The 24,498-nt window shown below is 70.5% G+C and carries 28 protein-coding genes; 19 read left to right on the top strand and 9 right to left on the bottom strand.

Annotated elements, in window-relative coordinates; translation table 11 throughout:
* The first annotated feature begins 89 nt into the window (after nt 1–89).
* Nucleotides 90–722 (top strand): LysE family translocator, encoded by a 633-nt coding sequence (locus P6897_RS00740; protein ID WP_282501795.1) that lies wholly within the window; start codon nt 90–92, stop codon nt 720–722.
* Between the two features lie 24 nt (nt 723–746).
* Here P6897_RS00740 and P6897_RS00735 read toward each other — a convergent pair whose 3' ends face one another.
* From P6897_RS00735 to P6897_RS00725, 3 genes are all read right to left on the bottom strand, one after another.
* Nucleotides 747–1,247 carry a hypothetical protein gene (locus tag P6897_RS00735; RefSeq protein ID WP_274178052.1) on the bottom strand — a complete coding sequence of 167 codons (501 nt, stop codon included), beginning with the start codon at nt 1,245–1,247 and terminating at the stop codon, nt 747–749.
* Nucleotides 1,248–1,355: 108 nt separating this feature from the next.
* Nucleotides 1,356–2,717, bottom strand: coding sequence for an HNH endonuclease signature motif containing protein (locus tag P6897_RS00730; protein ID WP_282501794.1), 1,362 nt, complete (start codon nt 2,715–2,717; stop codon nt 1,356–1,358).
* Between the two features lie 108 nt (nt 2,718–2,825).
* Nucleotides 2,826–3,566, bottom strand: a complete 741-nt coding sequence (locus P6897_RS00725; RefSeq protein ID WP_282501793.1) for a GNAT family N-acetyltransferase — start codon at nt 3,564–3,566, stop codon at nt 2,826–2,828.
* Between the two features lie 181 nt (nt 3,567–3,747).
* Between P6897_RS00725 and P6897_RS00720 the strand changes: the two genes are divergently transcribed.
* Nucleotides 3,748–4,464 (top strand): Pr6Pr family membrane protein, encoded by a 717-nt coding sequence (locus P6897_RS00720; RefSeq protein WP_282501792.1) that lies wholly within the window; start codon nt 3,748–3,750, stop codon nt 4,462–4,464.
* Here the strand turns inward: P6897_RS00720 and map are convergent.
* On the bottom strand, nt 4,448–5,218 hold the full coding sequence (gene map, locus P6897_RS00715; RefSeq protein WP_274179042.1) for a type I methionyl aminopeptidase: 771 nt from the start codon (nt 5,216–5,218) through the stop codon (nt 4,448–4,450). The genes P6897_RS00720 and map overlap by 17 nt on opposite strands.
* A gap of 58 nt (nt 5,219–5,276) precedes the next feature.
* Here map and P6897_RS00710 point away from each other — a divergent pair, with 58 nt between their 5' ends.
* Nucleotides 5,277–5,543, top strand: a complete 267-nt coding sequence (locus P6897_RS00710; protein ID WP_094261289.1) for a helix-turn-helix transcriptional regulator — start codon at nt 5,277–5,279, stop codon at nt 5,541–5,543.
* 67 nt (nt 5,544–5,610) lie between these two features.
* Here P6897_RS00710 and P6897_RS00705 read toward each other — a convergent pair whose 3' ends face one another.
* Nucleotides 5,611–6,102: an FBP domain-containing protein gene (locus P6897_RS00705; RefSeq protein WP_114587482.1), complete on the bottom strand. Its 492-nt coding sequence runs from the start codon at nt 6,100–6,102 to the stop codon at nt 5,611–5,613.
* A gap of 323 nt (nt 6,103–6,425) precedes the next feature.
* On the opposite strand from P6897_RS00705, the gene P6897_RS00700 reads away from it, so the two are divergent.
* Together P6897_RS00700 and P6897_RS00695 are read left to right on the top strand one after the other, a co-directional pair.
* Nucleotides 6,426–7,109: a hypothetical protein gene (locus P6897_RS00700; protein ID WP_114587483.1), complete on the top strand. Its 684-nt coding sequence runs from the start codon at nt 6,426–6,428 to the stop codon at nt 7,107–7,109.
* Nucleotides 7,110–7,190: 81 nt separating this feature from the next.
* The gene (locus P6897_RS00695) at nt 7,191–7,877 is read left to right on the top strand and encodes a phosphatase PAP2 family protein (protein ID WP_282501791.1); all 687 of its coding nucleotides are present in this window, start codon (nt 7,191–7,193) and stop codon (nt 7,875–7,877) included.
* Here the strand turns inward: P6897_RS00695 and P6897_RS00690 are convergent.
* Nucleotides 7,822–8,268 carry a hypothetical protein gene (locus P6897_RS00690; RefSeq protein WP_282501790.1) on the bottom strand — a complete coding sequence of 149 codons (447 nt, stop codon included), beginning with the start codon at nt 8,266–8,268 and terminating at the stop codon, nt 7,822–7,824. The two genes, P6897_RS00695 and P6897_RS00690, sit on opposite strands and share 56 nt — an antisense overlap.
* A 158-nt stretch (nt 8,269–8,426) precedes the next feature.
* On the opposite strand from P6897_RS00690, the gene P6897_RS00685 reads away from it, so the two are divergent.
* The 9 genes from P6897_RS00685 (at nt 8,427) to P6897_RS00645 (ending at nt 17,436) form a co-directional block, all read left to right on the top strand.
* Nucleotides 8,427–9,095 carry a peptidylprolyl isomerase gene (locus P6897_RS00685; protein WP_282501789.1) on the top strand — a complete coding sequence of 223 codons (669 nt, stop codon included), beginning with the start codon at nt 8,427–8,429 and terminating at the stop codon, nt 9,093–9,095.
* Nucleotides 9,096–9,302: 207 nt separating this feature from the next.
* Nucleotides 9,303–10,289, top strand: coding sequence for an ATP-binding cassette domain-containing protein (locus P6897_RS00680; protein WP_282501788.1), 987 nt, complete (start codon nt 9,303–9,305; stop codon nt 10,287–10,289).
* The gene (locus P6897_RS00675; RefSeq protein WP_112615635.1) at nt 10,286–11,029 is read left to right on the top strand and encodes a methionine ABC transporter permease; all 744 of its coding nucleotides are present in this window, start codon (nt 10,286–10,288) and stop codon (nt 11,027–11,029) included. Before P6897_RS00680 ends, P6897_RS00675 begins: the two co-directional genes overlap by 4 nt.
* A gap of 66 nt (nt 11,030–11,095) precedes the next feature.
* Nucleotides 11,096–11,938 carry a MetQ/NlpA family ABC transporter substrate-binding protein gene (locus P6897_RS00670; RefSeq protein WP_282501787.1) on the top strand — a complete coding sequence of 281 codons (843 nt, stop codon included), beginning with the start codon at nt 11,096–11,098 and terminating at the stop codon, nt 11,936–11,938.
* Between the two features lie 24 nt (nt 11,939–11,962).
* Nucleotides 11,963–13,396 (top strand): argininosuccinate synthase, encoded by a 1,434-nt coding sequence (gene argG / locus P6897_RS00665; protein WP_274179048.1) that lies wholly within the window; start codon nt 11,963–11,965, stop codon nt 13,394–13,396.
* A 58-nt stretch (nt 13,397–13,454) separates the two neighbouring features.
* Nucleotides 13,455–14,093, top strand: a complete 639-nt coding sequence (locus tag P6897_RS00660) for a TetR/AcrR family transcriptional regulator (RefSeq protein ID WP_112615629.1) — start codon at nt 13,455–13,457, stop codon at nt 14,091–14,093.
* On the top strand, nt 14,093–14,758 hold the full coding sequence (locus P6897_RS00655; RefSeq protein WP_274179049.1) for a hypothetical protein: 666 nt from the start codon (nt 14,093–14,095) through the stop codon (nt 14,756–14,758). The genes P6897_RS00660 and P6897_RS00655 overlap by 1 nt, the downstream gene beginning before the upstream one ends.
* Nucleotides 14,755–16,698 (top strand): YhgE/Pip domain-containing protein, encoded by a 1,944-nt coding sequence (locus P6897_RS00650; RefSeq protein WP_274179050.1) that lies wholly within the window; start codon nt 14,755–14,757, stop codon nt 16,696–16,698. Before P6897_RS00655 ends, P6897_RS00650 begins: the two co-directional genes overlap by 4 nt.
* Nucleotides 16,699–16,734: 36 nt before the next feature.
* The gene (locus tag P6897_RS00645; RefSeq protein ID WP_274179051.1) at nt 16,735–17,436 is read left to right on the top strand and encodes an HAD family phosphatase; all 702 of its coding nucleotides are present in this window, start codon (nt 16,735–16,737) and stop codon (nt 17,434–17,436) included.
* A gap of 10 nt (nt 17,437–17,446) precedes the next feature.
* Here P6897_RS00645 and P6897_RS00640 read toward each other — a convergent pair whose 3' ends face one another.
* Complete coding sequence (locus P6897_RS00640; protein WP_274179052.1) at nt 17,447–18,595, bottom strand: mandelate racemase/muconate lactonizing enzyme family protein; 1,149 nt, start codon at nt 18,593–18,595, stop codon at nt 17,447–17,449.
* Between the two features lie 109 nt (nt 18,596–18,704).
* Here P6897_RS00640 and P6897_RS00635 point away from each other — a divergent pair, with 109 nt between their 5' ends.
* Nucleotides 18,705–19,373 (top strand): GntR family transcriptional regulator, encoded by a 669-nt coding sequence (locus P6897_RS00635; RefSeq protein WP_274179053.1) that lies wholly within the window; start codon nt 18,705–18,707, stop codon nt 19,371–19,373.
* Here P6897_RS00635 and P6897_RS00630 read toward each other — a convergent pair.
* On the bottom strand, nt 19,359–20,060 hold the full coding sequence (locus tag P6897_RS00630) for a YafY family protein (protein WP_274179054.1): 702 nt from the start codon (nt 20,058–20,060) through the stop codon (nt 19,359–19,361). The genes P6897_RS00635 and P6897_RS00630 overlap by 15 nt on opposite strands.
* Before the next feature lie 73 nt (nt 20,061–20,133).
* Here P6897_RS00630 and P6897_RS00625 point away from each other — a divergent pair, with 73 nt between their 5' ends.
* Both P6897_RS00625 and P6897_RS00620 read left to right on the top strand, forming a co-directional pair.
* Nucleotides 20,134–20,874, top strand: coding sequence for an alpha/beta hydrolase (locus tag P6897_RS00625; RefSeq protein ID WP_274179055.1), 741 nt, complete (start codon nt 20,134–20,136; stop codon nt 20,872–20,874).
* Between the two features lie 52 nt (nt 20,875–20,926).
* The gene (locus tag P6897_RS00620; RefSeq protein WP_274179056.1) at nt 20,927–21,940 is read left to right on the top strand and encodes a glycoside hydrolase family 6 protein; all 1,014 of its coding nucleotides are present in this window, start codon (nt 20,927–20,929) and stop codon (nt 21,938–21,940) included.
* Nucleotides 21,941–21,955: 15 nt separating this feature from the next.
* On the opposite strand, the gene P6897_RS00615 is transcribed toward P6897_RS00620, so the two are convergent.
* Nucleotides 21,956–23,254, bottom strand: coding sequence for a PP2C family protein-serine/threonine phosphatase (locus P6897_RS00615; protein ID WP_274179057.1), 1,299 nt, complete (start codon nt 23,252–23,254; stop codon nt 21,956–21,958).
* 109 nt (nt 23,255–23,363) lie between these two features.
* On the opposite strand from P6897_RS00615, the gene P6897_RS00610 reads away from it, so the two are divergent.
* A complete protein-coding gene (locus tag P6897_RS00610) occupies nt 23,364–23,903 on the top strand; it encodes a hypothetical protein (protein ID WP_274179058.1) in 540 nt (179 codons plus the stop codon).
* Between the two features lie 7 nt (nt 23,904–23,910).
* Nucleotides 23,911–24,495 (top strand): TetR family transcriptional regulator C-terminal domain-containing protein, encoded by a 585-nt coding sequence (locus P6897_RS00605; protein WP_274179059.1) that lies wholly within the window; start codon nt 23,911–23,913, stop codon nt 24,493–24,495.
* The last annotated feature ends 3 nt before the right edge of the window (nt 24,496–24,498 follow it).

Here is a 24,498-nt window from a genome sequence, read left to right as displayed (position 1 = left end):
GCGCCGGTGTCGCGCTGCCGCCACACACGGCGACACGCACGGAGACATGGCGTAATACAGGCGACTCGTCGGGCCGATAGCGTTCGTTCGTGATCCCGTTTGAGAACCTGCTGGCGTTCCTCCTCGCGGCTGTCGTCATCATCGTGATCCCGGGCCCCGGTGTGCTGTTCGTCATCGGCCGGTCGATCGCCCTCGGGCGTCGCGCCGGTGTGCTGAGCGTGCTCGGAAACGCGCTCGGGAACGTCCCTGCCCTGCTCGCGGTGGCGTTCGGGGTCGGCGCGATCGTCGCGTCGTCGGTCGCCGCTTTCACGGTCATCAAGATCGTCGGCGCCGCGTATCTGGTGTGGCTCGGGGTGCAGGCGATCCGCCACCGTCACGCGCACGTGCGCACGCCCTCGAATGTGCGTACGTCGCCGATGCGCCTGCTTGCTCAGGGGTTCGTCGTCGGTGTGACGAACCCGAAGACGATCGCGTTCTTCGTGGCTGCTCTCCCGCAGTTCGTCGCCCCCGACGCTGGTCCGATCTGGATGCAGCTCCTCGCGCTCGGCCTGATCTTCCAGGTGCTCGCCGTGGTGAGCGACAGCCTGTGGGCGCTCGCGGCGGGAACGGCCCGCGCGTGGTTCGCCACCTCACCGCGCCGCATGGCGACGCTCGCAAGCGCGGGAGGCGTGATGATGATCGGGCTTGGCGGAACCCTCGCGTTCGCGGGCGCCAAGAGCTGACGACGGCGCGCACCACGCGCCCTGCTACCCCAGGATGTTGAGCACGAGAAGTGCAGCGGTCGCCAAGAGCGACGCTGCGGCGGTCGCCGGTCGGAGACGGACCGGGATGAACGCGGCGATGAGTGTGACGCACGCGATGGCCGCCATCGCGAACGCAGCGATCACAAGCACAGCGTGGAGGAGATACCCGCCGGGATCGAAGAGTTGGAGGATCAGGGTGGTCGCGCCGCAGAGCACGGATACGAGCACGACCGACACCAAGGGCGCTGTTGCTCGAGACCACCCGACGGCTTGTTGCACTCGAATCGCAGTCCCCCCGATCACTCCCCCGCACACGAACCACAGGGCTGAGTAGGCGAGGAACCGAAGAGGACCCGACTGGTTGGGCGCCGTGAGGCTGATGATGCTCGCGGGAATGAGCGCGATGACGCCGACGAAGACCGCGGCAGCGAGCCACCGCCGGTATGAAGGCCGAGCGACCGTCCGTTCTCCCGCATTCGACCCGCCAGCATTCCGGTCAGTCACCTCGGAGCACCCCTTCGTCCACTCCACCCTCGCATAGCGCCCGCGCACACGTCAGGGGATATCACCGCGCGTGCTGCTGCGTGGTCCGATCGACTGGCGCGGCTGGCGTCAGAAGGGTGCTGCTTCACCCGGCGGTGGTCCGCCGAGTGCGGCATCCGGTGGCGGGTCCGCGGTGTCTATCGTGAAGCAGACGGCGGGTATGGGGACGTCTTCGCGGTAGACCCTGCCCAGGGGTGAGGTCCATTCGAGGACCCCGCCGCCGACCTGCCTGACCTCCCACTTGGTGAACTGCTTCATGGAGTGGTGTCGTTGGCAGAGGTGGGCGAGGTTGAAGATGTGGGTGTGGCCGCCGAGGGCGTAATCGATCGTGTGATCCAGTTCGCAGCGGATCGCGGCCCGTCGGCATCCGGGGAACCGGCAGTGCTGATCCCGTGCCATCAGGAGCTTCTTCATCGACGCGGTCGGCCGGTACGTGTCGATCTCAACCGGCGTCCGGGTGACGGGGTCGATGAACAGCCGGTCCCACTCGCTGACCTGCCCGGCGAGCTGCCGCACGGTGTCAGCATCGACGAGCCCGGCCCCAACGGCTTCGGCGGGGTTCTCGTCGCGCCCCATCAACGTCTCGGCGGTGATCGCCACCTGAACACGTGCCCGGATCGCCCCGAGCCCACCGGCCCGGTCCGTCCCGTACGTCGGGTCGACCACGGGCGCCCCGCCGAGGACGAGGTCACCGAGGATGTCGGCGCGCAGCTGATCCATCGTTCGCGTATCGGCCGGCTCGCATGCGCCTGCGGCATCCGCCCCCGCACCCGCGGTCCGGGCGTCCTTGACGGACTGCCCCATCTGCGTGAGCCGGTCGAGCATGCCCACCGCGATCACGGTCGGGACGGTCGCGATGACATCCGACATCCCGTCCGTCCCGTGCGCGACCCGCACGCACCGCCCGGCGGCGGCTTCGCGGTGCCGGTCGGTGAACGTGCGCTCGTGCAGCTTCTCCGCGAGGGCACGCAGGGCCGGTTTCACCCGGGTGGCGATGTCGCGCTCGCACACCGCGATCGCCGCGACCTCGAACTCGCCCCGCACCTCATCGGGCAGCCCGGTTCCCGCTTTGACGACCGCGTCGACGTGGTCGCGGGTGATCCGCCGCTCCTCCCAGGCCGAGAACACGGTCGGGTAATCGTCGACGACCGTCAGCGCATGGTCGATGTCGGCCTGCAGGCGCCTGTCGGTCCGCCGGGCGAGCCCCGCGGCTTCGGCCGCGACCGACCGCAGCTCCATGTCCGACGCCACTCCACGAACCCCGTCACGACGCGCCTCGCGAAGCGCCGACCGCCCGAGCTCGGCCAGAGCCCGCACCGAAGCGACATCCGCGTCATGCACCAGCACCAACGTCTCGCCGTAAGCCGCGATCGCGTGGGCGTGCGGCGAGACCTCGACCCCGCTCGAGCCTCGACCCGTGTTCGCTGACATGTTCCTATTGTGGCAGCGGGGTCAGACATTAACATCGAACACACGTACGATACGCGAAACTCGTCAGAGCGCACCCCTGGGGAGGAATCGCCGACCGGGAACCGCCGGTCAGGGCACGCGCACGCCCGTGAAGTTCGTCCGCTGCCGCAATTCGAACCCCAGCTTCTCGTAACCGGCGATCGCGTTCACGTTCGACGCGGCCGCATGCATCATCGCTCGGCCACCCCGCTGCTGGATGTGGAACGCGACATCCAGCACCAGCCGCGACGCGAGCCCCTGCCGCCGGTACGCCTCGTCGGTCGCGACGGCGCTGATCTCGGTCCATTCGCCCGGCTGCAGCCGCTCCCCGGCCATCGCGATCAGCCGGCCGTCGCGCCGGATGCCGATGTACCGGCCGAGCAGGTAGGTGCGCGGCCGGAAGGGACCGGGCCGGTTGCGTTCGACGAGCGCGAGCATGTCGGCGACATCCGCCTGCCCCAGCTCGACCGCCTCGTCGTCCGGTCGCGGCTGCAGGCGATCCGTCTCGACGAGCTGCACTCCCGCGCCACCGAACGTGCGCACCCACCCGTCAGGCAGCACCGGCCCAGCACCATCACTACCGCCAACGTCCGCACGGTCGGGCGTACTGATGCTGAACTCATTGCCCGAACCCACCACGGTCGTGAGCGAGTCCCACACCGCGGGGTCCTCCCACGTGCGCACGCCCACGAAGTCGGCCACGTCGTCGGGATACCGGCGGACGAGGTCGTCGCCGATGGCGAGGTGCGCGTGCGCCCCGGTCAGCGAATGCCATGCGGCGTTATCGCGGACGTCGGGGCCGCCCAGAACAGGAGGGGTGGTGATGGTCATCGGGTTCGTCCTCTCGCGCGCCGCGTGCTGCCTTCGCCGCGGTCGCCGTCGGACCCAACGCGTCGACGCGCCGATCCATGCCCGCGGATGCCGCATCGCGACGCTATCCGTGACCGGACGCGACATCCCGGACCGCCGCCACATGCGTTCACGTACGGCAGCCGAGCGATAGTGTGCCCACGTGCAGAGCTCGAGGCAGGCGACGGTGTGGTCGCTCCTGCGGCTGGCGATGGCCGTCGTCATCCTCGCCGCCGTCATCACCCAGCTGACCGTGTCACTGACGCGAACCGCCGAGTCCGGCGGCGACGTCGCGACCGTGTTCGCGAACTTCTTCAGCTTCTTCACGATCCTCTCGAACGTCATCGCAGCAGTGGTTCTCGCGACGGCGGGCGTCCGCGCACTGATCGGCCGCGCCGGGCCGGAATCATCGCTCGGGCTCTCCGCCGCGCTCACCTGCGCCACGGCGTACATGGTCATCACCGGAGTCGTCTACAACGCACTCCTGCGCGGGATCACGCTCCCGCAGGGATCCGAGCCGGTGCCGTGGTCGAACGAGGTGCTGCACCTGATCGGCCCGATCTTCCTCGTGCTCGACCTGCTGATCGGCGCCCGGCGCCGCGCCCTTCGCTGGCAGGTCGTATGGGTCGTGGTGGCGTTCCCGCTGCTGTGGGTGGCCTACACGCTCGTCCGAGGCCCGCTCGTCACGAACCCCACGACGGGCGAGCCGTACTGGTACCCCTACCCGTTCCTGAATCCGAACGGCCCTGGCGGATGGGGGTCGGTCGCGGCGTACGTCGTCGTCATCGCGATCGGCTTCGTCGCCGTCGGCTTCGGAGCGGTGTGGGTCACCCGCCGCCGCGCCCGCGTCCTGCCGACGGAGGTCACCGCGGCAGGGTGAGGATCTCGGCCGCTCCGTCGGTGATGGCGATCGTGTGCTCGGCGTGGGCGGTGAGGCATCCGGTCGAGCTGCGGAGCGTCCACCCGTCCGCGTCGGTCACGAGCACATTCGTGTCTTCCATGACCCACGGCTCGATCGCGATGAGCAGCCCCGGCCGCAGGATGTAGCCCCGCCCCGGCCGCCCGGTATTGGGGATGTGCAGGTCGCCGTGCATCACCGACCCGATGCTGTGCCCGCCGAACTCGGTGTTGATGGAGTATCCGGCACCGGAGAGCACATTGCCGATCGCGCGCGAGATATCGCCCACCCGGTTGCCCGCGCGTGCGACCTCGATGCCGGCGGCGAGGGCGCGTTCGGTCGCGTCGATGAGGGCTGCCGCTCCCTCCGGGCGCCGATTCCCGACGACGAAGCTGATCGCGGCGTCGGCCGCAAGGCCGCCCTTCGTGACGGCGAGGTCGAGCGTGAGGAGGTCCCCGTCGGCGAGGCGGTAGTCGTGCGGCATCCCGTGCAGCACGGCGTCGTTGACCGCCGTGCAGATGTAGTGCCCGAAGGGGCCCCGCCCGAACGACGGCGCGTAGTCGACATAACACGACGTCGCCCCGTTGTCAGCGATGAGCTCGCGCGTCCACTCGTCGATCTCGAGGAGGTTCGTACCCACCTGCACCCGCGAGCGGATATCGCGGAGGATGCCGCCGACGATGGCCCCCGTCTCGCGGGCGCGATCGACCTCGCGCGGTGTGAAGATCTCGATCATGGTGCGCTCCTCCGGTATAAAAATACCGGTCAAACTATACCGCTACGATGAGCGCATGATGGTTCGTCGCGCGCTCACGCCCGAAGCCGTCGAGCGCGGCCGTCGCCTGGGCGCCCAGCTCCGGCGAGCGCGGGGAGACCGGTCGATCACGGAGGTCGCCGCAGCCGCCGGCGTATCACCCGAGACACTGCGCAAGATCGAGACCGGCCGGCTGGCGACCCCGTCGTTCGCGACCGTCGCCGCCGTCGCCGCGAGCCTCGGCCTGTCGCTCGACGCGCTGGCCGCCGAGGCGCTGCTCACGGACATCGCCTCGACGACGACCTGATCAGCGAGACCGCCGGCGCCCGGCCCCGCCTCGCTGAGGAGAAGCCGGACGCCGGGTGCGGGGCGGCTCAGGCGCCGTCGCGCAGATCGCGGAAGAACGCGTCGACGTTGGCCTGCAGCGTCGCGATGCGGCGATCGCGCGCCGCTGCCGCGTCGAACCCGAGGTAGGGCGGCGGGTCGAGGCGCCGGACGTTCCGCGAGCACTCGAACCCCGAGCACAGGAGCGTCCCGACGGTGTTTCCGGCACGACCGGCCTTGCCCGCCCGCTTCGCGGCGAAGAAGACGACCTCGTTGGGGAGGGTGACATCGCAGCACCACGAGCATTGCGGGCGGGTGCGCGTGGCCTGATCTGCCTGACGCAGCTGCAGACCGACGGCCTCGCCGTCGACCTCGGCGACGATGAACCCGAGCAGCGGAGTCTTGGGGTCGCGCCACCCGTAGTAGTCACGGGTAGACCAGTCGACGTCCCCGAGGTCGGCGGGGACGACGAGCGAATTGCGCTCGCGGAGCGAGACGTTGATGAACGAGGAGCGGATGGCTTTCGCGGTGAGGGCGAACATGGAAAGGGTCCTGTCTGAGTACGCGTTCGCGCACCACCGTCGCGCCGGCGCCCCGGAACGGGCTGCGAGCAGACGGTCGTGAGCGGATCATCCCGGAACGACGGAGTCGTCGCCCGGGACCGGGAGAGCGCGTCGCGGACATGGGTCGACGCGACGCGCGCCGGATCAACCGGCGAGGAGGACGAAGGATGCCGCGCCTGTGCCACCGGCGCTGAGCGCGCCGGAGACCCCCTCACGCCCAGAGGGCATCGGCAGACGGACGGTACTCACGCGTCCAGGCTACTCCCTGCACACCGGCCGGTCACCGGCGATAGCATCCACCCGTGACGACGAACGATCGGGGACGACGGCTCGTCGAACGCGCCAGCGCCCGCCTCGAGGAGCATCATCCCTCCTTCGTGACCTCCCACCCCACGGCCCTCGGCCTGCTGTGGATGATCACCGTGGTCGCCCTGCTCGTCATCTGCGATCTGCTCGGCGGCCCGCACTGGCTGCGCGCGACCCTCACCCTCACAGCAGCACTGCCTCCGCTCGTGGCGACGCTCATCGTCCTGTCGCAGACGCCGAGGTCGCACTTGGAGTACGAGCCGTCGATCCTGACCCATTTCTTCGCGCGGTTCCTCGCGCTCTTCAGCGCCTTCGTGTTCTGGCTGGGCTCGGTCGTGATCGGCGGCGCGATCGCGGTGCAGCTCGCCGACGAGAGCGGCACCGACATCGAGACGGCCTGGATCGCCGCCGGTGACCTCTTCGCCCGCATCGTGCCTCCGGTCACCGTGCTGCTCTACTGCGTGCTGATCATCCGCTACGCGAGCTACCTGGTGCGACTGCGCGGGTGGTCGGCCGTGCCCACGCGCCACCGCATCCCGGAGCACTTCCTCGCCGACGCGCCGCGCACACGTCAGATCGTGATCGGCCTCGCGCATCCGGGTCTGCTCCTCGCCTCGGGCCTGCTGTCGACACTCGTCGCGATCGCACTGACCCTGCGGGCAGAGGCGCTGCTCTCCTGAACGAGGAATACACCTCGGGGAGGATGCGCGTGCGCCTGAGAGCGGATGCCGCGCGGCCGCGCGCTTCCTAGCGTTGCTGGGGTGAGCACCGCCATCCCCCGATCGTCGATACTCCCCGTGTCCGCTGTCGCCGTCATCGCGGCGGCCGCACTGCTCATCCCCTGGTGGGGCGTCAGTCTCAGCGTCCTGGCGACACGCGGGGCGATGACCGCGGGCCTCGCGCTTCCGGCGACCGCGTACCTCTCGGACGTGTTCCTGTCGCTGCTCGCCGTCGGCACGGTCGTCGCGTTGGCCGTCGCGCTGCGAGGCGGGTCACGGCACCGCATCCTCTCCATCGCCGCAGCGGGCGGAGTCGTCATCGCCTACGCGACCAGCGAGATGGTCAAAGTGGCCCTCATGCAGGCACGCCCGTGCACCCGCTGGGCAGCGCTGTCGGCCTGCGACGCCACCGACTACTCCTTCCCCTCGAACCACGCCGTCCTCGCGATGGGCGCGGTCTGGGTCATCGCCACCGCGGCGCGCCGGACGTGGGCGACGTGGGCGGCCGTGGGCGCAGCGCTCATCGTGCTTTCGGGTCGACTCTTCGAGGGCGCGCACTACCTGCACGATGTCGCCGCCGGCGCTCTGCTGGGTCTCGCCGTGCCGGCGCTGCTGACGATCGTCGCGGTCGCCGTCACGCGAGAACCCCGGACGACGCGGTCGGCGCCGCAAATCAGTCGACGGCGGCGCGAACCAGCTCCCGCACGCGACTCTCGACCTGCGGAGTGACCTCGACGATCGCGAACGACGTCGGCCACATCGACCCGTCGTCGAGCGTCGCCGTCTCGTCGAAGTTGAGCGTCGGGTAGCGGGTGTCGAACTTCGACTTCGGCTGCACGAAGATCACGACCTTCCCGGCGCGCGCATAGGCCGGGAACCCGTAGAACGTCTTCGGGTCGAGGTCGGATGCCTCCTCCGACACGATCCGGTGGACCATGCGGGCGACCTCGCCGTCGATCCCCTCGAGCGCGTCGATGGCGTCCATGCAGGCCTCGAGCTCCTTCGCGAGCTTCGCGGCGCCCTTCAGACCCTTCGTCGAGCGGAGCTCCTCGGCCCGCTGCTTCATCGCCGCCTTCTCCTCGTCGGAGAACCCGGCACCGCCCGCCGTGTTGTCAGCCATCGCCACCCCTTCCGCGGCCCGCGGCGCGGGCGTCACGGTCCGATCGTGCCACTCGCGCCGCGAGCTGACCAGGTTCCGGCATCCGGCTTCGCTCGCGACGGCCAACCGCGTCGATCCGGGTACCCGACCGGCGGCATCCGAGACCGTAGGCTCTGAACATGCGTGCTCGTCTCGGTTCCGCCCTTCTCGTCCTGTCGGCTCTCGCTCTCGCCGGATGCGCATCGTCGCCCACGCCCGCCGAGCCCGACACCATGCCGACCGCCGAGACCGTTCCGGAGGGCGCCTGCGCCTACGTCGAGGCTCCCGGCGGCGTGCGCGACGTCGAGCTCCCGCCGGCCGAGTCCGAGGTGACGGGCCAGGTCTCGGCCGTGCTGCAGACGTCGGCCGGCGACATCCCCATGACCCTCGACGCCGACCGCACGCCGTGCACGGTCGGCAGCTTCGTCTCGCTCGCGGAGCAGGGCTACTACAACGACTCGCCCTGCCACCGCCTCACCACCTCGGGCATCTTCGTGCTGCAGTGCGGCGACCCGTCGGGAACCGGACGCGGCGGCCCCGGATACAACTACGCCGATGAGCTCGACGGCAGTGAGACCTACCCGGCCGGAACGGTCGCGATGGCCAACGCCGGCCCGAACACGAACGGCTCGCAGTTCTTCCTCGTGTACGAGGACACCCCGCTGCCCGCGAAGTACACCGTCTTCGGCACGCTCGACGAAGCGGGCCTCGCGATCGTGCGCGAGGTCGCTGCCGCCGGCGCCGAGGGCGGTGCCCCCGACGGCGCCCCCGCCACCCCGGTGACGATCACCGGTGTCTCGCTGGGCTGAGCCCGGGGGCGCCGGCCCGCCGAGAACGCACCCTCTCGGCGAGAACGCACCGTGCGGGGTGCGCGCTCGCGGCGACGGTGCGTTCTCGCGCGTCGGCAAGGGACGGCGACATTTGGGGTAACGGGAATTCGGTGCGACGCGTGAAGGACGGGAAACTCGGGGATGACGCCGGCGACCCGACGGCGCAGACCTCCGAAAGGCCCGACCGTGATCGCGCTCGAGCACGTATCGAAGACGTACGGCGGATTGACCGCCGTCGACGACGTCTCGCTGCAGATCCCTTCCGGGGAGATCTACGGCATCGTCGGCCAGTCCGGCGCCGGCAAGAGCACCCTCGCCCGCATGGTCAACCTCATCGAGCGGCCGGATACAGGCCGAGTGGTCGTCGACGGGGTGGATCTGACCGCCCTCGACGCGAACAGCCTGCGCGCGGCACGCCGTCGCATCGGGATGGTGTTCCAGCGGTTCAACCTCCTCGGCAGCCGCTCGGTGCGCGGCAACGTCGAGCTCGCCCTCGAACTCGACGGCAGCCCCCGGGTCCGGCGGCGCGACCGCGCGCAGGAGATGCTCGACCTCGTCGGCCTCGGTCACCGGGGAGACGCCGCCGTGCACGAACTGTCGGGCGGGCAGCAGCAGCGCGTCGGCATCGCCCGTGCCCTCGCGAGCGGCCCGAGCGTGCTGCTCTCCGACGAGGCGACGAGCGCCCTCGACCCCGAGACCACGACCTCGATCCTCGACCTCTACCGGCGCATCAACGCCGAGCTCGGACTCACCGTGCTCCTCATCACGCACGAGATGGATGTCGTGAAGTCGACGTGCCACTCGGCGGCGCTCATCGAGCACGGCCGCGTCGTCGAGAGCGGTCGCCTCACCGACGTCATCCGCACGCCGGGCTCGCGCCTGACCTCGCAGCTCTTCCCGCTGGGGCCGATCCCCGCGGGAGCCGACCCGAGCGCGACGGTCATCGACATCACGTTCGCCGGCGGCACGGCCGACCGTCCCGTCATCGCGCGGATCGCCCGCGACCACGACGTCGACGTGTCGCTGCTCGGCGCCCTTATCGAGCAGATCGCCGGCACGCAGGCCGGCCGCACCCGTCTCGAGGTTCCCGCGGCCGCGGCATCCGCCGTCATCGCCGACCTGCGCAGCCAGGGTCTCATCGTCGACGTCCTGCAGGGAGGGGATGCCGCGTGAACGAGCAACTGCTCAATCTGCTGCTGGTCGCCACCGGCCAGACGCTCTACATGGTGGGCGTCGCGCTGCTGGCGACGATCGTCGTCGGCCTGCCGCTCGGCGTCGTGCTCGTCGGCACCGAGCAGGGGCGCTTCCTCGCGACCCCCTTCGGCTCGCGCCGCGTCGGCATCGTCATCAACCGCGTGCTCGACTTCATCGTCAACCTCGGCCGGTCGGTGCCGTTCATCATCCTGATGGTCGCGCTGATCCCCTTCACCCGGCTCATCGTCGGCACCTTCATCGGACCGACCGCGGCGATCGTGCCCCTGTCGGTCGTGGCCATTCCGTTCTTCGCCCGCATGGTCGAGATCGCGATCAAGGAAGTCGACGACGGCCTGCTCGAGGTCGCCGCATCGCTGGGCGCGAGCCGCTGGCAGCTCGTGACGAAGGTGCTGCTGCCCGAGGCCGCGCCCGCGATGCTGCTCGGCCTCTCGACGACCGTCACCTCGATCATCAACTTCTCGGCGATGGTGGGCACCGTCGCCGGTGGCGGTCTCGGCGACGTCGCGATCCGCTACGGCTACCAGCAGTACAGCTGGATCCACATCGTCAGCGTCATCGTCGTGATCTTCGCGATCGTCATGGTGCTGCAGGGCCTGGCGAGCTGGGGCGCCCGGCGCCTCGCCCGCCGCTCGCCCCGCGGCCGCACCGCCGCCCCGAGCGCACGGATGCAGCGGGCCGACGCCCGCGGCACAGCCTGACGCCCCCGCACCGCCCCTCCAGCCACGCACCGCCCGACCGCACCGTCATCCCGAGAGGAACCCTCCATGTCCCGCACGGCCCGCACCGCCCGCACCCCGCTCCTCCTCGCCGCCGTCGCCTCGGCGGCCCTCCTGCTCGCCGGATGCGCCGGCTCGCCGGCATCCGAGTCGGGCGGCGCCGACGGCGACGGCCTCGGCACCCTCAAGGTCGGCGCACTGCAGACGCCCGCCGGCGACATCCTGAACCACATCGCCGAGAACGGCGCGGCCGAGCTGGGACTCACGATCGAGTTCGTGCCCTTCACCGACTACAACACCCCCAACACCGCGCTCGTCGACGGCTCGATCGACGCGAACCTGTTCCAGAACTCGACTTTCCTCGAGAACTTCAACACCAACACCGGGTCGGATCTCATCAGCGTCGGCGAGGCGTACCTGCCCTCGGCCGCGTTCTACTCGAGCAAGGTCGACAGCCTCGACGACCTGAAGGACGGCGCGACGATCGCCATTCCGAACGACCCGACGAACGAGGGGCGCGCGCTCAAGCTCCTCGCGCAGGAGGGCCTGATCGAGGTCTCCGACGACGTCGCCGACCTCACCGGGATCACCGACAACCCGCGCGACTTCCGGTTCCAGGAGATCGAGAACGCGACGCTGCCCCAGGCCGTGCCCGACGTCGACGCCGCCTTCGTCACGATCAGCTTCGCGCTTCCGGCGGGCCTCACCGCCGACCAGGCGATCCTCACCGAGGGCGAGGGCAGCCCGTACTACAACGTGCTCGCGACGCGTCCAGACCTGAAGGACGACCCCCGCATCGTCGCGCTCTACGACCTGCTGACCTCGTCGGAGGTCGCCGACTTCGAGAACGAGACCTGGGGCGGCCTGGTCGTCCCCGTCACGAAGGACTGACCCCCGCTCAGTAGGATTGTCCCCATGTCGAAGGTCCTCCAGTCCCTGCCCGTCGGCGAACGCGTCGGCATCGCCTTCTCGGGGGGTCTCGACACCTCCGTCGCGGTCGCGTGGATGCGCGACAAGGGCGCCGTCCCGTTCACCTACACCGGCGACCTCGGCCAGTACGACGAGGACGACATCGCCTCGATTCCCGGCCGCGCGCTGCAGTACGGCGCGGAGGGCTCGCGACTCATCGACTGCAAGCCGATGATGGTCGAGGAGGGCCTCGTCGCCCTTTCGTGCGGCGCCTTCCACATCCGCTCGGCCGGCCGCACCTACTTCAACACCACGCCGATCGGCCGTGCCGTCACCGGAACGATGCTCGTGCGCGCCATGAAGGAGGACGGCGTCGACATCTGGGGCGACGGCTCCACCTACAAGGGCAACGACATCGAGCGGTTCTACCGCTACGGCCTGCTCGCAAACCCTGCCCTGCGCATCTACAAGCCGTGGCTCGACGCCGACTTCGTCACCGAGCTGGGCGGCCGCACCGAGATGAGCGAGTGGCTCGTCGCGCACGGGTTCCCGTACCGCGACTCCGTCGAGAAGGCCTACTCGACCGACGCCAACATCTGGGGCGCGACCCACGAGGCCAAGACCCTCGAGCACCTCGACGTCTCGCTCGAGATCGTCGAGCCCATCATGGGCGTGCGCTTCTGGGATCCTGCGGTCGAGATCGAGACCGAGGACGTCTCGGTCACGTTCGAAGCGGGCCGCCCCGTCGCCATCAACGGCGTCGAGTACTCCGACATCGTCCAGCTCGTCATGGAGGCGAACGCGATTGGCGGCCGCCACGGTCTCGGTATGAGCGACCAGATCGAGAACCGCATCATCGAGGCCAAGAGCCGCGGCATCTACGAGGCGCCGGGCATGGCGCTGCTGTTCGTCGCGTACGAGCGCCTCGTCAACGGCATCCTGAACGAGGACACCCTCGCGACCTACCACGAGCAGGGTCGCCGCCTCGGGCGCCTGATGTACGAGGGCCGCTGGCTCGAGCCGCAGTCGTTCATGCTGCGTGAGTCGATCCAGCGCTGGGTGGGCTCCGCGATCAGTGGAACGGTAGCGCTGCGCCTGCGCCGCGGCGAGGACTACACGATCCTGAACACCGAGAGCCGCAACCTGTCGTACTCGCCCGAGAAGCTCTCGATGGAGCGCGTCGGCGACTCGGCCTTCGGTCCCACCGACCGCATCGGTCAGCTCACGATGCGCAACCTCGACATCGCCGACTCGCGCTCGCGCCTGGAGCACTACGCGGGCATCGGCCTCATCGGCGGCCCGACGGCCGAGCTCGTCGGCGACCTCGAGCGGGGCGGCGCGGCCGAGATCACCGGCAACGTCGAATCGACCGATCAGGATCTCGCCGAGCGGGTGGATGCCGCGGGCGAGTCCGCGTCGTTCGACTTCGGCGCCGACTGACCCGCAGCACGCGTTCTTATAACTTGCACATGTGTGTGCAGGTTCGTATCATCGACGGGTGACCGACACCGTCTCCCCCCGTCGTCCGCGGAAGGATGCCGCCGCCAATCGCGCCGGCCTGCTCTCCGCCGCCGCGCGCACGCTCGCGCTCGACCCGAGCGCGTCCGTCGACGCGATCGCCCGCGCCGCCGGGCTCAGCCGCCGCGCCCTCTACGGTCACTTCGACGACCGTGACGCGCTCGTGCGCGAGCTCGTCGCGTCGGGCGCCCAGCGTTTCAACGCCATCGCCACAGACCCCGAGCTGCGACTCGACACCGAGCCGGTTCCGGTCGCGCTGGCCCGCCTGACCGGTCGGCTCTGGGGCGAGGCATCCCACGTGCAGGTGGCCGCCGCCGTCGCCCTCGATGAGCGGCACGTCGAAGACTCCGCCGCCGCGCTCGCCCCGCTTCGTCGCGCACTGATGAACCTGGTGCGCCGCGGGCAGGACGAGGGCGCGCTGCGGACGGATGTCGCCGCGCCGACTCTCGCTCGTCTCATCGAGGAGACCGCGCGCACCGTCATCGTCCGGCTCGACGCGTCCTCACCCGAGGCGCGGTCGCTCGTCGTGCGCGCGGTCCTCTCGATCGCGGGGCTCTCGTGGCGCGACGCCGCCGCACTCATCGACTCGCACCCCGATGTCGTGGGGGCGGTCTCCTGATGCGCGTCGAGCTGCGTGTCGTGGCGAAGGGCCGCAAAGACCTCGCTCTGCCGCCCACGACCCTGTCGTTCCGCACCGGCCGTGCCACCCTCGCGATCGCCGAGACGGAGCAGCGCCCGACCGTCCTGGGCCTCATCGCGAGCGGACGGATGCGGCCCGACGGCGGCACCGTCCTGCTCGACGGCGCCCGCGCCTCGCGCACGCTGCGGCACAAGACCGCACTGATCGACGCGCCGGACGTGAGCGACCCGCCCCCGAACATCTCCACGGTCGGCGTCGTCAGCGAGGAGCTGATGTTCGCGGGCCGCCTCGCCGACCCGATCTCCGCGCGGCGGTGGCTCGACGAGCACGATCTGCGCTCGTACTCGCGCGTCCCCATCGGGGACGTGCCCGCGACCGACCGCATCCGGATGCTGCTCGAGCTCGCGGTCCTGCGGCCGGGCGTCGAGGGCATCGTGCTCGTCTCCCCCGACCGCCACGGCGGCGATCCGCACGACTGGTGGACCCTCGCCCGGGAGTTCGCGGGACGCGGCCTCGCGGTGCTCGTGATCGCCGGCCAGGCCGCTGCGACGCTCCTCACCGAAACCGATCCCCTCGCGCCGCATCGACGCCTGGTGCCCAGCGGCATCCGGCTGCGCGGCACCCGTCCGAAGGCCTCCCGATGAAGATCCCCGCCCTCATCACCGCCGAACTGCGACGGCTGACGGCCACCCGGATGTCGGTGGTCGCGCTCATCGCGCTCATGCTCGTCCCCGTCCTCTACGGCGGCCTGTACCTGTGGGCAAACCAGGACCCGTACGGGAAGTTCGCCGACATCCCGGTAGCGCTCGTCGACCTCGACTCGGGGGCGCCCAAGAGCGACGGCAACGGCACGGTCAACTACGGGTCCGACGTCACCGACAAGCTCGTCGAGGGCCGGGCCTTCGGCTGGAAGGACATGACCGCCGCCGAGGCTCAGGAGGCGCTGCGTACCGGCGATGTCGACTTCTCGGTGACCATCCCCGAGGACTTCTCGCTCGCCCTGACCAGCGCCGCAGGCGACGAGCCCCGCCAGGCGACGCTCGTGCTCGCCACCAATGACGCGAACAACTACCTCGCTTCGTCGATCGGCTCGCAGGCGGTCGAGCGGATCCGCTCCTCCGTCGCCGAACTCGTCGGACGGGAGGCGGCATCGCGGCTGCTCACGGGCATCGCCGACATCCGCGTGCAGTTGCAGAACGCCACCGACGGGGCGAACCAGCTCGTCGACGGGGCGGGGCAGGCGCTCGACGGCGCCAACCAGCTCGCCGACGGAACCGGGCGGCTGTCGAGCGGTGCCGTGCAGCTGCGCGACGGTGCGAACCAGCTCGCCGGCGGCGCGTCGCAGCTCGCCGACGGCACCCGCACGCTGGCTCAGGGCTCGTCAGACCTGGCGTCCGGCGCAGCCCAGGTCTCCGACGGCACGGCCGAGCTCGCGGGCTACGCCGACCGCGTTCGCGCAGCCGTCGACGATGCGGCGGGTCAGCTGCCGCAGGTGCGCACAGACATCGCCGCGCTGCTCGCCGACGGAGGTCTCGATCAGACGCAGATCGCGGAGGTCCTCGCCCGCCTCGATCCCATCGGCGACCGTCTGCAGTCGGGCGCGACGCGCGTCGACGAGGCGACGGGTCAGATCGACCGCCTCGCCGCGGGGGCGGCCCAGGTCAGCTCGGGCGCCGCACAGCTCGCCACCGGTGCTGCGCAGGCCGCCGACGGTGCGGCATCCGTGTCGTCGGGTGCCGGCCAGCTCGCCTCGGCGACGGACGAGGCCGCGACCGGCGCCGCTCAGCTCGACGAGGGCGCCCGACAGCTCGCCTCGGGACTCGGGACGCTCGACGGCGGGCTCGTCACCCTGCGCGACGGGCTGAGCTCCGGCGTGGCCCAGCTGCCCGTCTCTACTCCCGAGCTGCGCGAGCAGCAGGCGCAGACGATCGCCGACCCGGTGGCGGTCGACTCCGGCAACCTCGCGAAGGCCGGTGATTACGGTGCCGGCCTGGCGCCCTTCTTCGCCGCCCTCGCGGGATGGATCGGCATCTACGCCCTCTTCCTCATCGTGAAGCCGGTATCGCGCCGGGCGGTGACCGCGCTGCGTTCACCCCTCCGCGTAACCCTCGCCGGCTGGCTCACTCCGGCGATGCTCGGCGGAATCGGCATGATCGTCCTCTTCGGGGTGCTGTCGATCGCGCTCGGATTCAACTTCTCGAGTCCGGTCGGCACCCTCGGGATGCTGATCACCGCGTCGTTCACGTACGCCGCGATCATCCTGGCGCTCAACGTGTGGCTGGGATCCGTCGGTCAGTTCATCGGACTCGTGCTGATGGTGCTGCAGCTCGTCACCGCGGGCGGGACCTTCCCCTGGCAGACCCTCCCGGCACCGCTCGCCGCACTGCACCATGTTCTGCCGATGGGGTACGTCGTCGACGGCATGCGGCAGTGGATGTACGGGGGCGACCTGAGCCGGGTCAGCCTCGACCTCGCGGTGCTGTTCACATGGATGGCCGGAGCACTCATCCTCGCCGCGATCGGCGTGGCCCGGATGACGCACGGCCGCACGCTGCGCGACCTGCAGCCGAGCCTCATCGGCTGACCGGGGCGGCCGGCCACGGCGGCTACTCTTGGCTGGATGTCGACAATCGACACGCGAGCGAGGAGTGGTGGAACGATGGACGTCGACACCGACGGAGCACCTGACCCGATGGCCCCCGAGCGGATCCACGTCGACGACCTCGGCGCTGCCGTGATCGGTCGCGTCCGACGGCAGGACATCGACGCGGTGATGTTCGACTGCGACGGCACCCTCGTCGACTCCGAGCCCATCGGCCACCGCGTCTGGGGCGCTCTCGCCGACGACCTGGGCGTGGTGGCAGCCCCGGGAGCCGACGCGGAGGGCCTCAGCTTCGAGCAGCGCCTCGAGGCACTGCGGACCACGAATCCCGCACTGCCCCCGACCGAGGTCGTCTATGCCGAGTACTGGCGGCGCCTGCGCACAGCCTTCGACGAGAGCCTGCAGCCCATCGAGCCGACCTACCGCCTCGCCCGCGAACTCGTCCGCGCGAACATTCCCGTCGCGATCGTCAGCAACAGCGCGCAGGAGCGGCTGCAATACACCGTCTCCTGCGCGCTGCCCCTGCTGGCAGGAGTGACGCTGGTGGGATGGACAACGCAAGACCGCCCCAAGCCTCACCCCGACCTCTACCGTCGAGCCGCGTCGCTCGTCGCGGCTCCAGCCGACCGGTGTCTCGCGATCGAAGACAGCACCGTCGGCGCGCTGGCCGCCTCGCGCGCGGGCATGCGCACGCTCATCCTCGACGTGGCCATTCGCTGACCCGCGGCGCTCACCGGCTCACGCTCGGCCGAAGCAGATCGGGCCGTGTGCCCCATCGGTCGAGGGCTTCCTGCGAGAGACGGATGCCGAGCCCCGGCCCCTCGGGCACGGCGAGCATGCCGTCGGCGTCGAGCTCGGGAGGCGTCTCCAGCAGCCCGTCGATATAAGCAGAGCCCGTGCGGTACTCCACGAGGTCGGTGCCGGCGACGGCGGACGCGAGATGCAGATCCGCGCTCAGCCCGATCGCTGTGTTCCACCCGTGCGGGATGAGCTGCACCCCGAACTCCTCGGCCAGCCAAGCGACGCGGCGTGACTCGGTGAGCCCGCCGCTCTTCGTCGTATCGGGCTGCACGATGTCGAAGGCCCCGGCCCGCAGGCATCTCGCGAAGTCCTGGCGCCGGGTCAGCACCTCGCCGCCGGCGATCGGTACACCGGCTCGGGCACGCAGAGCGGCATACCCCTCGATGTCGTCGGGCGCCAATGCCTCCTCGAACCACGCGACGTCGTGATCGGCGAGCATCATCGAGGTGCGGATCGCCCACGCCGATCGGCCCGCCCAGAATCCATCCGATCCGCCGGCGTCGACGGCGAGCAGGGCATCCGGCCCGATCGCGTCGCGCGCCGTGGCGACGACATCCTCGTCGTATCGGCTGTCGCGGCGTCCGAAACCGCCCCACCCGATCTTGAACGCGGTGAAACCGTCGGCCGCGATCTCGTGGAGCGTGTCGCGCAGCGGAGCAGGATCCTCGATCAGCAGCGACGCATACGGTCGTACGCGCGACCGGTAGACGCCCCCGAGCAGCATCCCCACCGGAAGTCCCGCCGTCTGCCCCAGGATGTCCCACAGGGCGATGTCGATCCCGCTGATGGCGTGCGCGACCGCGCCCCCTCTCCCCATCCAGAAGGTATGGGCCGCCAGCGTCTGGCTCACGCGCTCGGGCTCGCGCGGGTCCGCGCCGATGGCGAGCGGGGTCAGGAGCTCGAGCGCAGCCCCGACGAGGGCCTCGCTCGAGTAGCAGCTGCCGACGCCGATCACGCCCTCGTCGGTGTGCACCGCGATCAGGGTGTGGATGACGTCGTCGGGGCCGTGCTCGTGCGTCCATCCGCCCTCCGGGGTCGCACCACGCAGTCCGCACATCTTGATCTCGGTGATCTTCATCTGATCCGCCTTCCTCACACGGGAACCGCGTTGTCGATTGTCGACAACTACCGTACCGACATGATCGGGTCATTGTCGACAACGACCGTCGGATTGCTACGGTGGCGGAGTGACCTCCTCCCCGCTTCCGCCGATCCCGACCGCTTCCCGTCGTCAGCAGGTCGCCGACGTGCTGCGAGAGGCCATCACCTCGGGCGATCTGGCACCCGGCCATAAGCTCACCGAGCTCGAGCTCGCGAGTCAGCTCGGGACCAGTCGCGCACCCATCCGCGAAGCACTCCGGCAGCTGGAGCAGGAGGGGCTCGTGGTCTCCTACCCGTACCGCGGCACCGAGGTGCTGGGCGTCTCGCAGGAGGAGATCGAGAACGTCCTCGTCCCCGTCCGCCTCGCCCTCGAGCGCTTCGCCTTCGCGAAGGCGATGGAGGTGTGCACGGATGAGGATGTCGCAATGCTGGCAACCATCATCGAGAGCATGGACGATGCGGCGTCGGCCGGCGACCTGGGGAGGCTCGCCGACGAGGACGCCCGGTTCCACGAAGCGATCGTGATCCTCTCCGGCCAGCAGCACTGCCTGCAGATCTGGCGGACGATCCAGCCCCGCGTGCGCGCCTACTTCCGACGCGACGCGTCGTACTACAGCGACCCGCACGCCGTGGGAGCGCAGCACCGCGCACTGCTCGATGCCCTGCGCGCCGGCGACCAGGACGAGGGCCGGCGCGTCATCAGCGAGCACATCCGCACGCACTTCGGCGACCCCGCGGACTCACTCCGTTCGTGATCCGCTGACCGGTCGGGCGTGCTCCGGCGGCTGCCCGACCTCGGCGACGCTGTGGCCCTCGCACTCCGCCGCCGTGACGTGCGCCCGCTCGACGCGATCGACCGCGAACCACCGCATCGCGTCGCGCAGTCGACACCATCCGATGAGGTACCACCGACCGCCGTTCGACGCGAACAGCACCGGCTCGACGTCGCGCGTGGTGGTGGCTCCGCTCTCGGCTGTGTAGCGGATGCGGACGACGCGCTGCTCGAGCATCGCCTCCTCGAGCGCTGATCGGACGGCTCGCGAAGCCGCGGGCGCCCCGTCGACCCAGACGCGTCCGGCGAGGTCGACCGCGCGCTCCCGCGTCCGGGGGTCGAGCACGTCGACGATCTTGCGCACCGCGGCCGACGCGAGGTCGGCATAGGGCGCATCCGGCGCAGCGGCGACGGCCGCCATCAGTGCCACCGCCTGGGAGGGCGACAGGCTGACGGGCGGGAGCGAGGACCCGGCGGCGACCCCATAGCCGCCGCCCGGACCGGGCCGCGACCAGATCGGCGCACCGCTGCGTTCGAGTGCATCGAGATCGCGCTTGATCGTCCGGACCGAGACCTCGAACTCACGTGCCAGACGCTCGGCCGACACACCGCGCGTCCCGCTGCGCCGCAGCGTCTCGGCGAGGGCGTGCAGGCGCTCCGCGCGCTTCATCGTCGAAGCCGCGGCGAATTCATGACATAGATGATGACACACTGTTGTCCAACGCGCGACGGATGCTGATCTCATGACCGATCACTTCACGCCTCCCCCACTCGTCCTCGTTCCCGGCCACTGGCTGGGCGCCTGGGCGTGGGACGATGTCGCCGCCCATCTCTCCCCCATCGACGCGCGTGCACGAGCGCTCACCCTGCCGGGCCTCGACGCCGACGACCCCGAGCACGCGACGCGCACGCTCGAAGATCAGGTCGGCGCGATCCGCGACACGCTCGACGAGCTCGGAGCGTCGCGGGACGATCCAGCCGTCCTGGTCGCCCACAGCGGCGCCAACGGCCCGGTGAGCATCATCCTCGACCGGCATCCGGAACTCGTCCGACGTGTGGTGTGGGTGGATTCGGGCCCGATGGCGAGCGGTGCCGCGTTCGCACCGGGACTCCCGGAGGCCGTCTCGGAGCTGCCGTTGCCGCCCTTCGACGAGCTCGCACAGCAGGCGAGCCTCGACGGCATCGAGCCCGAGGTCCTGGCGCGGTTCCGAGCTCGGGCGGTCGCCGAGCCGGCACCCGTGGTGCGGGAACCAGTGATCCTCACCGATGGCGCCCGCTACGCCGTGCCGACCACCCTGGTGTGCTGCTCGATCTCCGGCGAGCAGGTCATGCGGATGGCCGAGAGCGGTCATCCCATGTTCGCCGAGGTCACCCGGCTTCGGGACGTCGACGTCGTCGACCTCCCCACGGGCCACTGGCCGATGTGGAGCAGGCCGCGCGAGCTCGCCGACATCATCCGGGCGGAGGTCGCACGAGGCTGCTGACGAGCGCGCGGCATCCCGGTAGTCTCGGGGCACCGTTGCAAGGAGGTCGATCATGCGCAGCGTTCCACGGATCTCATCGGCGCTCGCGGCGGTGCTCGCTCTCGCCTTCGCCGCCGGAGTCGCGCATGCGGCGCCCGCGAGCGCGCACGAGGAGGCGCGCCGCGGCGCCGGACCAGCGGTCGCCCCGACCTCGGGCCCGAATCCGCTCGCTCGGGGTGCCGCGCTGCCGACCCATTCGGCTGCGGCCCAAGCGGCGTCGGACGCGCGAGCTCAGGGACGCACGGCGGTGGCCGATGCCTTCGACGTGATCGCGCGCATGCCCACCGCCACCTGGCTCGGGGAATGGTACAGCGATGCCGAGCTCGTGCAGGTGCTGCGGGCGGAGACCGCCGCGGCGGCCGCACAGAACAAGGTGGCGACGTTCGTCATGTACGCGATCCCTGCCCGCGACTGCTCCGCGTACTCGCAAGGCGGGCTGCCGGTCGAACGCTATGGGGAGTGGGCACGGCTGATCGCTCAGACGCTGCGCGGCACGGCATCCGCCGTGATCGTCGAGCCCGACGCCCTGTCGATGCTCGGCGACTGCGCGGGTCAGGGGCCCCGGACGACGCTGATCCGCGACGCCGTCCGTGCCCTCACCGAGGCCGGCGTCACCGCCTACATCGATGCGGGGAACGCGAACTGGGTGCCGCCCGAGACGATGGCGCAGCGGCTGCGGGATGCCGGCGTCCTCGACGGCCGCGGGTTCTCCACCAACGTGTCGAACTTCTCGCCGACCGCCGACGAGCAGCGGTACGCGGAGCGCCTGCGAGCATTGCTGGGCGGCAGCCCGCGGTACGTCATCGACACGTCGCGCAACGGTCGCGGGTGGCAGGGCACGTGGTGCAACCCGAGCGGCGTGGGCCTGGGGACGCCGCCGAGCGTCGGCGCGGATGGCTCCGGACTCGACGCGCTGTTGTGGATCAAGCGACCCGGCGAGAGCGACGGGACCTGCAACGGCGGTCCCGCGGCGGGCAGCTGGTACGAAGAGGCCGCCCTCGAGTTGGTGCGGAACCGCGCATTCTGAGGCCGACGCCGGCGATCAGGCCGTGCCCCAGGTCACGGCGATGACGGTGGCGTCATCCTCCTGTTCGCTTCCGGCGGCCCGAGCGACGAGTTCGCTGACGACGGTGTCGATATCGGGCCGGCTGCTGACGAAGTCGCGATAGCGGTCGATGGAGTCGAGCGATCCGCCGAACAGATCGAGTACGCCGTCGCTGACGCTGATGACGCTGTCACCGGGGCGCAACGAGAGCTCATCGCTCGTCCAGCTGGTCCCGACGCCGATCGGAAGGTGGCCCGAGCGGAGGAACTCGCTGGTGCCGTCCGCGCGACGGATCACGGTGAGGCCGTGACCCGCATCGACCCACCGCAGCATCCCATCGGGGCTGATGCGCGCGTGGAAGCACGTCGTGAACTGGGCTCCGATCGTGTCGGTCGGACCGGTGTTGAGACCGATCGCGGCGCGGCGGAGTGCGGCGGCGGGGTCGGGATCGTCGACGTTGCTCCGAATGACCGTGCGGACGGCGGCGGCGATCATACCGGGACCGACCCCCTTGCCCATGACGTCGCCGAGGGTGAAGGCGGTGCCGCCGTCGGGGGTGGCGTACCAGTCGTAGAAGTCGCCGCCCACGGTGCGGGCCGGGACGCACGCGCCGGCCACCCGGAAGCGCGCCGGCAGATCCGACCCGTCGACCGGCTGCAGAGACCGCTGGACGACGGCAGCCTGCGACACCTCGGCCTCGGCCAGACGCCGGTGCCACTGCGACGCCGTGAGCTTCTGCAGCGAGCGGCGCGACAGCTCGTTCACGACGGCGCCCGCTGCAGCGTAGACGAGTACGGCGATGATCAGTCGAACGAGCTCGCTCACGGTGAGCACCTGGTCGGGCGCGAGCACCAGCGGCAGCAGCAGCGTGACGCACACACCGACGAGCGGGAGCACGATGCGCCAGCGCCCCGGTCCGGCAGCGATCCAGATGACGGGGAGGACGACGATCGCGAGGAACACCGATTGCGTGTCACCCGTGCCGAACCGCAGCAGGCCGATCGCGATGAAGTCGCCGATCGGGATGACGAGCTCCGCACGCCGCAGCGCCGGCCATCGCGCCATGAGCGCGCCGAGGACGAGGAGCACGACGGCGAGCGCCGCTCCCTGCCACATCCTCGCCGCATCCGTCACGGGGAGCCACGGCACGGCGGCGCTCGCGATGGCCGCTCCGACGACGAACGCCGCGACGATGGCCTGCCGCGCGAGGTTCTCCCACGATCGGTGCACGGGCACCACGACCGCGGGAGCGGCCTCGACGGATGAGACCCGGGCGTCAGGCGGGGCGTGCGTCATGTCTTCAGTCAATACGACTTCCGGCCTCGGTGGGCGACGAAAGGGCGCCGGTTTTAGTAACACGAGCGTGCTAACATCGCTCCATTCGCCGAAATGAGAGGACTCGACCATGATCCTGGCCGCCATCATCGCCTGCGAGGTGGGATTCTGGGTTGCGATCATCGCGGGCCTCGTAGCCCGCTACGCGTTCAACCGACCCCGCCTCGGCGCGATGCTGCTCCTCGCCGCGCCACTGATCGACCTCGTCCTGCTGCTGCTCGTCGCGGTCGATCTGCTCGGCGGCGGGACGGCCTCCTGGCACCACGGGCTGGCGGCGCTCTACATCGGCATCTCGGTCGCCTACGGACACCGGATGATCGCCTGGGCCGATGCGAAGGTCGCCACGCGTTTCCGGGGCGCGGCGCCGCGCCCCGCGCTGTACGGCACCGCATACGCGATCGCCTGCTGGAAGGATGTGCCGCGCACGCTGCTCGCAGCCGCGATCGCGGCTGCGATCCTCGGCGGGCTCATCCTGCTCGTCGGCGACGCCGACCGCACCTCTGAGCTGCTCGGGTTCTTCCCGATCCTCGGGGTGATCGTCGGAATCGACCTGCTCTGGGCGATCAGCTACTCCGTGTGGCCTAAGCGCGCTCCGGTCGCTGCGGGATGATGATGACATGCCCCGCCTGATCGACCACGACCACCGCAACGACGAGATCGCCGCGGCCGCGTTCCGAGTGCTCGCCCGCGACGGGGTCGCAGCGCTGTCGGTGCGGCGGGTGGCCGACGAGGCGGGAATCGCGACGGCATCCTTTCGTCGGGCGTTCCCCACGCAGGATGAGCTACGCCGATTCTGCTTCGAGCGCCTCCAACAGAACGTTACGGCCCGTCTGCTCGCCGTGACCGGTCAGGGGCGCGAGCGGGCGATGCGCTGGATGCGCGAGCTGCTGCCGCTCGACGATTCGCGGCGCACCGAGCTCCTGGTTCAGCTGCAGCTGAGCCGGCTCGCCCTCACCGATGACGGCTTGCAGGGCCACGCCCGCGAGCTGCACGACGGCGTCCATCGCGTCTGTGCCGCCGTGATCAGCGAGCTCGGGGAGACGGGAGGTCTCGGCGCCGACATCGATCCGGTGCTCGAAACGGAGCGCCTGCACGCTCTCCTCGACGGGCTGGCGCTGCACCTCATCTGGACGTCGTCGACCGAGCCGGCCGTCGATGTCGACCGGGTGCTCGACCGTCACCTCGACTCGCTCGCCGGTTAGCGG

The sequence above is a fragment of the Microbacterium sp. BDGP8 genome (genome assembly GCF_029991045.1).
Classification (GTDB): domain Bacteria; phylum Actinomycetota; class Actinomycetes; order Actinomycetales; family Microbacteriaceae; genus Microbacterium; species Microbacterium plantarum.
The sequence above is the reverse complement of the archived record's forward strand: the minus strand, read 5'-3'. Positions and strand labels throughout refer to the sequence as shown.

Excerpts from the sequence above, each read along its gene's own strand:
- P6897_RS00730 (WP_282501794.1), bottom strand. The coding sequence starts at position 2,717 with ATGTCAGCGAACACGGGTCGAGGCTCGAGCGGGGTCGAGGTCTCGCCG.
- P6897_RS00725 (WP_282501793.1), bottom strand. The coding sequence starts at position 3,566 with ATGACCATCACCACCCCTCCTGTTCTGGGCGGCCCCGACGTCCGCGAT.
- map (WP_274179042.1), bottom strand. The coding sequence starts at position 5,218 with ATGATCGAGATCTTCACACCGCGCGAGGTCGATCGCGCCCGCGAGACG.
- P6897_RS00710 (WP_094261289.1), top strand. The coding sequence starts at position 5,277 with ATGGTTCGTCGCGCGCTCACGCCCGAAGCCGTCGAGCGCGGCCGTCGC.
- P6897_RS00705 (WP_114587482.1), bottom strand. The coding sequence starts at position 6,102 with ATGTTCGCCCTCACCGCGAAAGCCATCCGCTCCTCGTTCATCAACGTC.
- P6897_RS00690 (WP_282501790.1), bottom strand. The coding sequence starts at position 8,268 with ATGGCTGACAACACGGCGGGCGGTGCCGGGTTCTCCGACGAGGAGAAG.
- P6897_RS00685 (WP_282501789.1), top strand. The coding sequence starts at position 8,427 with ATGCGTGCTCGTCTCGGTTCCGCCCTTCTCGTCCTGTCGGCTCTCGCT.
- P6897_RS00670 (WP_282501787.1), top strand. The coding sequence starts at position 11,096 with ATGTCCCGCACGGCCCGCACCGCCCGCACCCCGCTCCTCCTCGCCGCC.
- argG (WP_274179048.1), top strand. The coding sequence starts at position 11,963 with ATGTCGAAGGTCCTCCAGTCCCTGCCCGTCGGCGAACGCGTCGGCATC.
- P6897_RS00655 (WP_274179049.1), top strand. The coding sequence starts at position 14,093 with ATGCGCGTCGAGCTGCGTGTCGTGGCGAAGGGCCGCAAAGACCTCGCT.
- P6897_RS00650 (WP_274179050.1), top strand. The coding sequence starts at position 14,755 with ATGAAGATCCCCGCCCTCATCACCGCCGAACTGCGACGGCTGACGGCC.
- P6897_RS00645 (WP_274179051.1), top strand. The coding sequence starts at position 16,735 with ATGTCGACAATCGACACGCGAGCGAGGAGTGGTGGAACGATGGACGTC.
- P6897_RS00640 (WP_274179052.1), bottom strand. The coding sequence starts at position 18,595 with ATGAAGATCACCGAGATCAAGATGTGCGGACTGCGTGGTGCGACCCCG.
- P6897_RS00630 (WP_274179054.1), bottom strand. The coding sequence starts at position 20,060 with ATGAAGCGCGCGGAGCGCCTGCACGCCCTCGCCGAGACGCTGCGGCGC.
- P6897_RS00625 (WP_274179055.1), top strand. The coding sequence starts at position 20,134 with ATGACCGATCACTTCACGCCTCCCCCACTCGTCCTCGTTCCCGGCCAC.
- P6897_RS00620 (WP_274179056.1), top strand. The coding sequence starts at position 20,927 with ATGCGCAGCGTTCCACGGATCTCATCGGCGCTCGCGGCGGTGCTCGCT.
- P6897_RS00615 (WP_274179057.1), bottom strand. The coding sequence starts at position 23,254 with ATGACGCACGCCCCGCCTGACGCCCGGGTCTCATCCGTCGAGGCCGCT.
- P6897_RS00610 (WP_274179058.1), top strand. The coding sequence starts at position 23,364 with ATGATCCTGGCCGCCATCATCGCCTGCGAGGTGGGATTCTGGGTTGCG.
- P6897_RS00605 (WP_274179059.1), top strand. The coding sequence starts at position 23,911 with ATGCCCCGCCTGATCGACCACGACCACCGCAACGACGAGATCGCCGCG.